Below are 8,771 nucleotides of genomic sequence, written 5' to 3'. Positions count from 1 at the left end.
CGCGGCCGCCGGCTCTGCCTCGCCGACTTCTTCCGCCCGCAGGACTCCGGCGAGACCGACGTGGTCGGCCTCCAGGTCGTCACCGTCGGCTCCCGCATCGGCGAGGAGACCGCCCGCCTCTTCGCGGCCGACTCCTACCGCGAGTACCTCGAACTCCACGGCCTGTCCGTGCAGCTCGCCGAGGCCCTGGCCGAGTACTGGCACGCCCGCGTCCGCTCCGAACTCGGCCACGCCGGCGAGGACCCCGACGAGATGAGCGGGATGTTCGAGCTGAAGTACCGCGGCGCCCGCTTCTCGCTGGGCTACGGCGCCTGCCCCGACCTGGAGGACCGGGCCAAGATCGCCGAACTGCTGCGGCCCGAGCGCATCGGCGTGCACCTCTCCGAGGAGTTCCAGCTCCACCCGGAGCAGTCCACCGACGCCATCGTCATCCACCACCCCGAGGCGAAGTACTTCAACGCCCGCTGAGCCGCCTACGGCCACGCGCCCGTTTTCGACGGGCGATCGGCGCGAACCGGTCGTACACTGGTCGATCCGTCGCAGGCCGGTCGTTCTCCCCCGGGAGGGCGACCGGCCTGTCGGCCCCGGTACGCGTTTCACGCCCTGTCGAAGGAGGTCTCCACGGATGACCAGTACGGTCCCCGCCACGACGACCCGGACGGCCGAGGAATCGGGTCTCCAGGCGGTACTTCTCGACATGGACGGCACCCTGGTGGACACCGAGGGCTTCTGGTGGGACGTGGAGAAGGAGGTCTTCGCGTCGCTGGGCCACCGGCTGGAGGACTCGTGGCAGCACGTGGTCGTCGGCGGACCGATGAGCCGCAGCGCCGGATTCCTGATCCAGGCGACGGGTGCGGACATCACGCTGGACGAGCTCTCCGTCCTGCTCAACGAGGGGTTCGAGGCGCGGATCGAGGAGCACCTGCCGCTCATGCCGGGCGCCGCCCGCCTGCTGGCCGAGCTCCACGCCCACGACGTCCCCACCGCGCTGGTCTCCGCCTCGCACCGGCGGATCATCGACCGGGTGCTGACCGCGCTGGGCGCCCACCACTTCCGCCTCACCGTGGCCGGTGACGAGGTGCCGCGCACCAAGCCGCACCCCGACCCGTACCTGCGGGCCGCGGCCGGACTGGACGCCGACCCCACCCGGTGCGCGGTCGTCGAGGACACCGCCACCGGGGTGGCGGCCGCCGAGGCGGCGGGATGCCGGGTCGTCGCCGTGCCCTCCGTGGCCTCCCTGCGGCCCGCGCCGGGGCGCACCGTGGTGAAGTCGCTGGAAGAGGTCGATCTCCGTTTCCTGAGGTCGCTGATCCACCGCCCCTGAGGCGCGCTCCCACGAATTTGGCGCAGCCCGTTCACGAATTGTTCACGGCGTACGGCCGGGTAATTACTCACCGTGCTTCCGGCAATACGAGAAAGTCCGGGAGATCGTGCCGGTCAAGCACTCCGGCCGGATTCCGGCATTCTTTTCCGCCGTTCATTCCTGTGACCTTCGCCACGTCCGTAGGGTTCGGGACCAGGGAAGATCCACTCACGGACTCTCAAAGGGCCCTCGCGGGAGGGGTCCTTGTGCCCGGTTTGGGGAAATGCCGCACGAATCCTTCCCCGGCGCCGTTGCCGCTGTGTCCACGGCCGGTTCCGAAGCGTGACGGCAAATCAGTTGCGGTCGGCGCGGGGCATCCCGGCGACGGCGGCTAATGTCGGCCGCGAGAAACATTCCTTCGCTCCCGCGACCCGACGCGCACCACCCTCAGGCCGGCGGGTCCGCGGAAAACGACAGCCTGGAGACGTCCGCGCATGAACCGCAAGACTCTGGTGCTGCCGGCCGTGATCGGCCTGGTCGCTCCGCTGATCGCCGCCTGCGGCGGATCCGACGGCGGTTCGGACGGCGCACCGATCAGAGTCGGCACCACGGACCAGGTCGCCGCCTCGCCGGAGGCTCCCGCCCCGCTCGACCCCGCGTACGCGTACGACGTCGGCTCCTGGAACATCCTGCGCCAGTCGCTGCAGACCCTCCTGGTCCAGCCCCGCGGCGGCGGCGAGCCCCAGCCCGAGGCCGCCGAGAGCTGCCGCTTCACCGACACGGGCAACGAGCGCTACTCCTGCACCCTGCGCAAGGGCCTGACCTTCGCCGACGGAGACCCCGTCACCGCGGACGACGTGAAGTACTCCGTCGAGCGGGTCCTGCGCATCGACGCGGACAGCGGCGTCGCCGGACTCCTCTCCACCGTGGACACGGTGGAGACCCGGGGCGAGCGCGAGGTGGTCTTCCACCTCAACTCCGCCGATGCCACGTTCCCGTACAAGCTCTCCACGCCCGTCGCGGCCGTCGTCGACCCCGACGAGTACCCGGAGGACAAGCTCCTCGAGGGCTTCGGCGTGCACGGCTCGGGCCCCTACGCCTTCGAGGCGGAGGTGGCGGACGGCGCCCTGAAGAAGGCCGTGTTCACCCGGAACCCGGAGTACCGGGGCTCCCTCGAGGTGGGCAACGAGAAGGCGGAGCTGGTCAGCTTCGCCGACGCCGACGCGATGGGCGCGGCCCTGTCCGACGGCGGCATCGACGTGATGTCGCGGACGATGACGCCCGAGCAGGTCGAGAAGCTGGACGTCACGCCGGACGACGGCGTCGAGCTGGTCGAGATGTCCGGCCTGGACATCCGCTACCTGGCCTTCGACACCGACGCCCCCGCCGTGCAGAACAAGGCCGTCCGCCAGGCGATCGCGCAGATCGTGAACCGGGACGAGCTGGTGGCCAAGGTGTACGGCGCCCAGTCCGAGCCGCTGTACTCGCTGGTGCCGGCCACCCTGACCGGGCACTCCAACTCCTTCTTCAACAAGTACGGCGAGCCCAGCGTCTCCAAGGCCGCCCGCATCCTCTCCCGGGCCGGCATCAGCACCCCGGTGCCGCTGGACCTCCACTACACGCTCGACCACTACGGCTCCGCCACCGCCAAGGAGTTCGAGATCCTGGCCGAGCAGCTCAACGACAGCGGGCTGTTCGATGTGGGTGCCCCCCAGGGCGCGCCGTGGAAGGAGTTCCGCCCGGCGTCGATGAAGGGCTCCTACGAGGTCTGGGGCATGGGCTGGTTCCCGGACTTCCCGGACGCCGACAACTACCTGGCCCCGTTCCTCGACAAGAAGAACTTCCTCGGCTCCCCCTACTCCAACGGCCGGGTGCAGCAGGTGCTCATCCCCGAGTCGCGGCGCGAGCCCGACCGGACCGACGCCTCGCGCAGCCTGACCGCCATCCAGGACGTCGTCGCCGAGGACGTCCCGGTGCTGCCGCTGTGGCAGGGCAAGCAGTACGTCGCCGCCCGCGACGACGTCACCGGTACCGCCTACGCGCTCAACTCCTCCTCCACGCTCCAGCTCTGGGAGCTGAGCCGAGGCGTCGGCTCCGAATGACCGACTCCCGCCGGCCCCTGCAGGGGCCGGCGGGTCGCGTCCCCCCTCCCCCCCACACCGCCGCCTGGCTCGGCCGAGCCCGGCTTCCGTCACGAACGCAGGACAAGGCACATCACGTGAAGAGACATCATCGGTGGCCGGTACTGCCCGCGCTCGCCGCGCTGGGCGCAGGTCTGCTCGCCGGCTGTGGCACCGGGGAGGAGTCGGCGGAGAGCGCCGACTCCACTGTGGTCGTCGGCATGACCGACGACGTGCTCGCCACCGACCCCGCCTCCGGCTACGACCCGGGTTCCTGGCTGCTGTTCAACAACGTCTTCCAGTCGCTGCTCTCCTTCCCGCGGGGCGCCGTCGAGCCGGAGCCCGAGGCGGCGGAGGAGTGCCACTTCACCGACGCACAGACCAAGGTCTTCCGGTGCACCCTCCGCGACGGCCTGGAGTTCAGCAACGGCGACCCGTTCACGTCCGAGGACGTGAAGTTCACCTTCGAGCGCATGCTGAAGATCGACGACCCGTCCGGTCCCGCCGTCATGTTCAGCTCGCTGGACAAGGTCGAGACGCCGGACGAGAAGACCGTCGTCTTCCAGCTGAAGTTCCCCGACGCGACCTTCCCGAGCAAGATCGCCTCGGGTGCCGGCTCGATCGTGCCGCGGGGCGAGTACCCGGCCGACAAGCTGCGTGAGGACGGCAAGGCGATCGGCTCCGGCCCCTACCGCCTGGACTCGTTCGACGAGGAGGAGGCGGTGTTCTCCCTCAACGAGGGCTACCAGGGCACCGCCGAGACCCGCAACGCGGGCGTCACCCTCAAGCTCTTCGGCGGCGACCGCACCGCCCTGAAGCAGGCGCTGTCCGAGGGCGAGGTCGACGTCGCCTACCGTGGCCTCGCCGCCGGCGACATCGCCGAGATCGAGGAGAACAGCACCGGCGACGAGGACATCTCGGTCCTCGAGGGCTCCAGCGCCGAGGTCCAGCACCTGGTCTTCAACGTCAAGGACCCGGTCGTCGGCAACGTGGGCGTCCGCAAGGCCATCGCCTACCTGCTGGACCGCGAGGCGCTGATCGAGGAGGTCTACGAGCAGACCGCCACGCCGCTGTACTCGATCGTCCCCGCAGGCATCGCCGGCCACAACACGGCCTTCTTCGACACCTACGGCGCCAAGCCCTCCAAGTCCGCCGCGCAGCAGGCGCTCACCGAGGCGGGCATCACCAGCAAGGTGAAGCTCACCCTCTGGTCCACCCCGGACCGCTACGGCCCGGCGACGGACCTGGAGTTCGAGGCGATCGCCAAGCAGCTCAACGACAGCGGCCTGTTCGACGCCCAGGTGAAGTCGGTCAAGTTCGCGCAGTACGAGAAGGACATCGCCGCCGGCAAGTACGGCGTCTACGTCAAGGGCTGGGTGCCGGACTACCCGGACCCGGAGAACTTCACCGGTCCGTTCTTCGGCGAGGGCAACGTCCTCGGCAACAACTACGAGAACAAGACCATCACCGAGGAACTGATCCCGGCCACCGCCGCCCAGCGGGAACGTTCCGCCGCCTCCCGCGACTACGAGCGGCTGCAGGACATCGTCGCCGACGAGCTGCCGATGCTGCCGCTCTGGCAGGCCAAGCAGTACGCCGTCGTCCGTGACGGCGTGTACGGCCTCGAGAAGTGCCTCGACGCCTCCACGGTCTTCCGCTTCTGGGAGATCAGCAAGGGCACCGGCTGATCCCGGGACCCTCGGGCAACAGGACGGCGCCCCCACCCGGCATCGGATGGGGGCGCCGTCGTACGCCCACCGGACGGGAGGCGGCGTGTCACTGCCCGCCGGGGCGCACCAGGCCGCTCTCGTACGCGTACACCGCCGCCTGCACCCGGTCGCGCAGCCCCAGCTTGGTCAGGACATGGCCGACGTGCGTCTTCACGGTGGTCTCGCCGACGAACAGGTCCGCGGCGATCTCCGCGTTGGACAGCCCCCGCGCCACCAGCTTCAGCACCTCGACCTCACGCTCGGTCAGCGTGCGCAGGGCGTCCGGCACCGTCTCCTCGCCCGAGGGCAGGTGGGTGGCGTACTTGTCCAGCAGCCGCCGGGTGATGCTCGGCGCCAGCATCGCCTCCCCGGCGGCCACCACGCGGATCGCCTGCACCAGCTCGTGGGCCGGGGCGTCCTTCAGGAGGAAGCCGCTGGCACCGGCGCGCAGCGCCTCCACCACGTACTCGTCCAGGTCGAAGGTGGTCAGCACCAGCACCTTGGCCGGGCCGTCGCGCTCCGGGCCGGTGATCCGGCGGGTCGCCTCCACACCGTCCATCCGCGGCATGCGGATGTCCATCAGGACCACGTCCGGCTGCAACGCGCGGACCTGCTCCACGGCCTGCCGGCCGTCGCCGGCCTCGCCGACCACGGCGATGTCCTGCTCCGCCTCCAGAATCATCCGGAAACCGGTGCGCAGCAGAGGCTGGTCGTCCACCAGCAGGACGCGGATCGCCACGTGACTTCTCCCTCGCTCGAAAACCGGCGACACGGACCCCGGCGGCCGGCCCGTCTCATTCTGCCGTGCGCCGCGCGGGCACGGGCAGGGTGACCGGCAGCGGATACGGCGGGGGAGTGCCCCCGAACTCCGGGCAGCGGGACCGGTGGTCGCACCAGTCGCAGAGCCGGCTCGGCCGGGGACGCCAGTCGCCCGTGGCCGTGGCCTGCTCGATCGCCTCCCACAGCGCCAGCAGCTTGCGCTCCACCCGCTGCAGGTCCGCGGGGACCGGGTCGTACGTCACCACGTCGCCGCTGCCGAGGTACACCAGCTGCAGGCGGCGCGGCAGCACCCGCTTCAGCCGCCACACCACCAGCGCGTAGAACTTCATCTGGAACAGGGCCTCCTCCGCGTACTGCGGGCGGGGGGCCTTGCCGGTCTTGTAGTCGACGATCCTGACCTCGCCGGTGGGCGCGACGTCGACCCGGTCGATGATGCCGCGCAGCCGCAGCCCGGAGTCGAGCTCCGTCTCGACGGTGAACTCGCGCTCCACGGGCTCCAGAAGGGTCGGATCCTCCAGCGTGAACCAGCGCTCGACCAGGCGCTCCGCCTCCGCCAGCCAGCCGGCCAGACGCGTGCCCTCCGGGTCGTCGGTGAAGAGCTCCGCCACCTCCGGACGGCTGTCGCGCAACCGCTCCCACTGGCCGGGCAGCAGGTCACGGGCACGTGGCGCGGTCCGCTCGGCGGCGGGGGAATCGAAGAGGCGCTCCAGCACCGCGTGCACCAGCGTGCCGCGGGTGGCCGCCTCGCTGGGCTTCTCGGGCAGCCGGTCGATCACCCGGAAGCGGTAGAGCAGCGGACAGCGCATGAAGTCCGACGCGCGCGACGGAGACAGCGACCTCGGCGGCGAGGCCGGTGCGGCGGGGGCGTCCGCCGCCGCCTTCGTCGGGGTGTCCGTCGCGGCCTCGGCGGCCGGGGTCGGGGCGGCGGTGCTGGTCTCCATGCCATCAGACCTTACGGCCCCGTGCCGACAGCCCGGGACCGAAGGGGACATGGGCACCGTCACAGCGGGAAAGGCTCAGGGGGGTGCCAAGGCGTGCGATGCGGGTCACGCCGCATACCATCGACCTCGGGTCGCTCCACCGCACGCGGGCGCGTGGAGGACGAACGCTTTTCGGACGAGGGGACAACCGGCGTGGTGCAGAGCGGCGCGAGCGAGGATCCGCGACCCGACGACGACGCCACGCCCACCCCGCCCGACCCCTCCGCCACGCCGCAGCCCTCCGCCGCGCCGGATCCGTCCGCCGAGCCGCAGCCCTCCGCCGCGCCGCAGCCCTCCGCCGCGCCGGATCCGTCCGCCGCGCCGCAGCCCTCCGCCGCGCCGGACCCCTCCGCCGCGCCGCAGCCCGCCGCCGAGTCGGACCCCTCCTCCGCGCCGCAGCCCTCCGCCGCGCCGGACCCCTCCGCCGCGCCGCAGCCCTCCGCCGAGTCGGACCCCTCCTCCGCCGAGGCTCGGGCCGCCGAGGAGCCCCGCGACACCGGTGGGGCGGAGGCCGGGCGGGCGCCCTCGCGGCCGGAGGGGCAGGAACGGTCCACCGCGGGCGCGGGCGGGCCCGCGCCAGGGCCGAAGGACGTGCGGGAGACGCCCTCCGGGCGGACCCTCGCGCAGGGACACGACGGCCCCGGCCGGAAGCAGGACGACCGGGAGAAGGAGCCCCGCAGCGGCCTGCTGATGGGGCGCCCCTTCGGCGTTCCGGTGTACGTGTCGCCGAGCTGGTTCCTGGTCGCCGCGCTGATCACCTGGGTCTTCGGCAACCAGCTCGAACGCATCCTCCCCGACCTCGGTGCCGCCCGCTACCTGGTCTCGCTCTTCTTCGCCGTGGCCCTCTACGCGTCCGTGCTGGTCCACGAACTCGCCCACACCGTCGCCGCGCTCCGCTTCAAGCTGCCGGTGCGCCGCATCCAGCTCCAGTTCTTCGGCGGTTTCTCCGACATCGGCAAGGAGTCGGAGACCCCCGGCCGCGAGTTCGTGCTGGCCTTCGTCGGCCCGCTGCTCTCCCTGGTGCTGGCCGGCGTCTTCTACCTGTCCCTGTTCGCCGTGGAGCCCGGCACCGTGCCCGGCGTGCTGCTGGCCGGGCTGATGATCTCCAACCTGATCGTCGCCGCCTTCAACCTGCTCCCCGGCCTCCCCCTGGACGGCGGCCGGATGCTCCGCGCCGTGGTCTGGAAGATCACCGGCAGGCCCATGGCCGGCACCGTCGTCGCCGCCTGGGTCGGCCGCGCCCTGGCCCTCGCCGTCCTGATCGGCTTCCCGCTGCTCACCCGCTCCGGCGCCGTCGGCGAAGCCGAGACCGACGGCATGGACACCGTCCTGGACGCGCTGCTCGCCGCCATCGTCGCGGCGATCATGTGGACCGGCGCGGGCAACAGCCTCCGCATGGCCCGCCTCCGCGAGCGCCTGCCCGAGCTGCGCGCCCGCACCCTCACCCGCCGGGCCGTGCCCGTGCAGCCCGACACCCCCGTCTCGGAGGCGCTGCGCCGCGCCAACGCGGCCGGCGCCCGCGCCCTGGTCGTGGTGGACGCCGCGGGCGTGCCCGTCTCCCTGGTCCGCGAGACCGGCATCGCGGGCGTGCCCGAGCACCGGCGCCCCTGGGTCGCGGTCTCCGGCCTGGCCACCGACCTGACCGAGGGCATGCGGGTCTCCGCCGAGCTGGACGGCGAGGAACTCCTCGACGCGCTGCGCGCCCACCCCGCCACCGAGTACCTGGTGGTCGAGGAGACCGGCGAGATCTACGGCGTGCTGTCCGCCGCCGACGTCGAGCAGGCGTTCGTGAAGGCCATGGCCCGCCGCCGCTGAGAGCGCCGCCGGCTCCGCCGCCCGGTCCGCCGGTCGGGACACCCTCCGCGGACCGGTAGGCTGG

The 8,771-nt window shown here is 71.9% G+C and carries 7 protein-coding genes; 5 read left to right on the top strand and 2 right to left on the bottom strand.

The features are described 5' to 3' along the window. The 4 genes from ACWD3O_RS12680 to ACWD3O_RS12665 form a co-directional block, all read left to right on the top strand. On the top strand, positions 1 to 468 hold a 468-nt coding region (locus ACWD3O_RS12680; protein ID WP_451415826.1), incomplete at its 5' end, for a vitamin B12 dependent-methionine synthase activation domain-containing protein. Positions 469 to 625: 157 nt separating this feature from the next. Further along, complete coding sequence (locus ACWD3O_RS12675) at positions 626 to 1,324, top strand: HAD family hydrolase (protein ID WP_451414250.1); 699 nt, start codon at positions 626 to 628, stop codon at positions 1,322 to 1,324. A gap of 473 nt (positions 1,325 to 1,797) precedes the next feature. Beyond that, on the top strand, positions 1,798 to 3,405 hold the full coding sequence (locus ACWD3O_RS12670) for an ABC transporter substrate-binding protein (RefSeq protein WP_451415825.1): 1,608 nt from the start codon (positions 1,798 to 1,800) through the stop codon (positions 3,403 to 3,405). A gap of 116 nt (positions 3,406 to 3,521) precedes the next feature. Next, positions 3,522 to 5,111 (top strand): ABC transporter substrate-binding protein, encoded by a 1,590-nt coding sequence (locus tag ACWD3O_RS12665; RefSeq protein ID WP_451415824.1) that lies wholly within the window; start codon positions 3,522 to 3,524, stop codon positions 5,109 to 5,111. Between the two features lie 88 nt (positions 5,112 to 5,199). Here the strand turns inward: ACWD3O_RS12665 and ACWD3O_RS12660 are convergent, their stop codons facing one another. Then, a complete protein-coding gene (locus ACWD3O_RS12660) occupies positions 5,200 to 5,871 on the bottom strand; it encodes a response regulator (protein WP_451414253.1) in 672 nt (223 codons plus the stop codon). A gap of 55 nt (positions 5,872 to 5,926) precedes the next feature. Next, positions 5,927 to 6,853: a RecB family exonuclease gene (locus tag ACWD3O_RS12655; protein WP_451415823.1), complete on the bottom strand. Its 927-nt coding sequence runs from the start codon at positions 6,851 to 6,853 to the stop codon at positions 5,927 to 5,929. A gap of 192 nt (positions 6,854 to 7,045) precedes the next feature. Here ACWD3O_RS12655 and ACWD3O_RS12650 point away from each other — a divergent pair, with 192 nt between their 5' ends. After that, complete coding sequence (locus tag ACWD3O_RS12650; RefSeq protein ID WP_451415822.1) at positions 7,046 to 8,707, top strand: site-2 protease family protein; 1,662 nt, start codon at positions 7,046 to 7,048, stop codon at positions 8,705 to 8,707. The last annotated feature ends 64 nt before the right edge of the window (positions 8,708 to 8,771 follow it).

Source organism: Streptomyces sp. NPDC002640, assembly GCF_053592575.1.
Note: the sequence above shows the minus strand (reverse complement) of the source record. Positions and strands in the feature narration are given on the sequence as shown.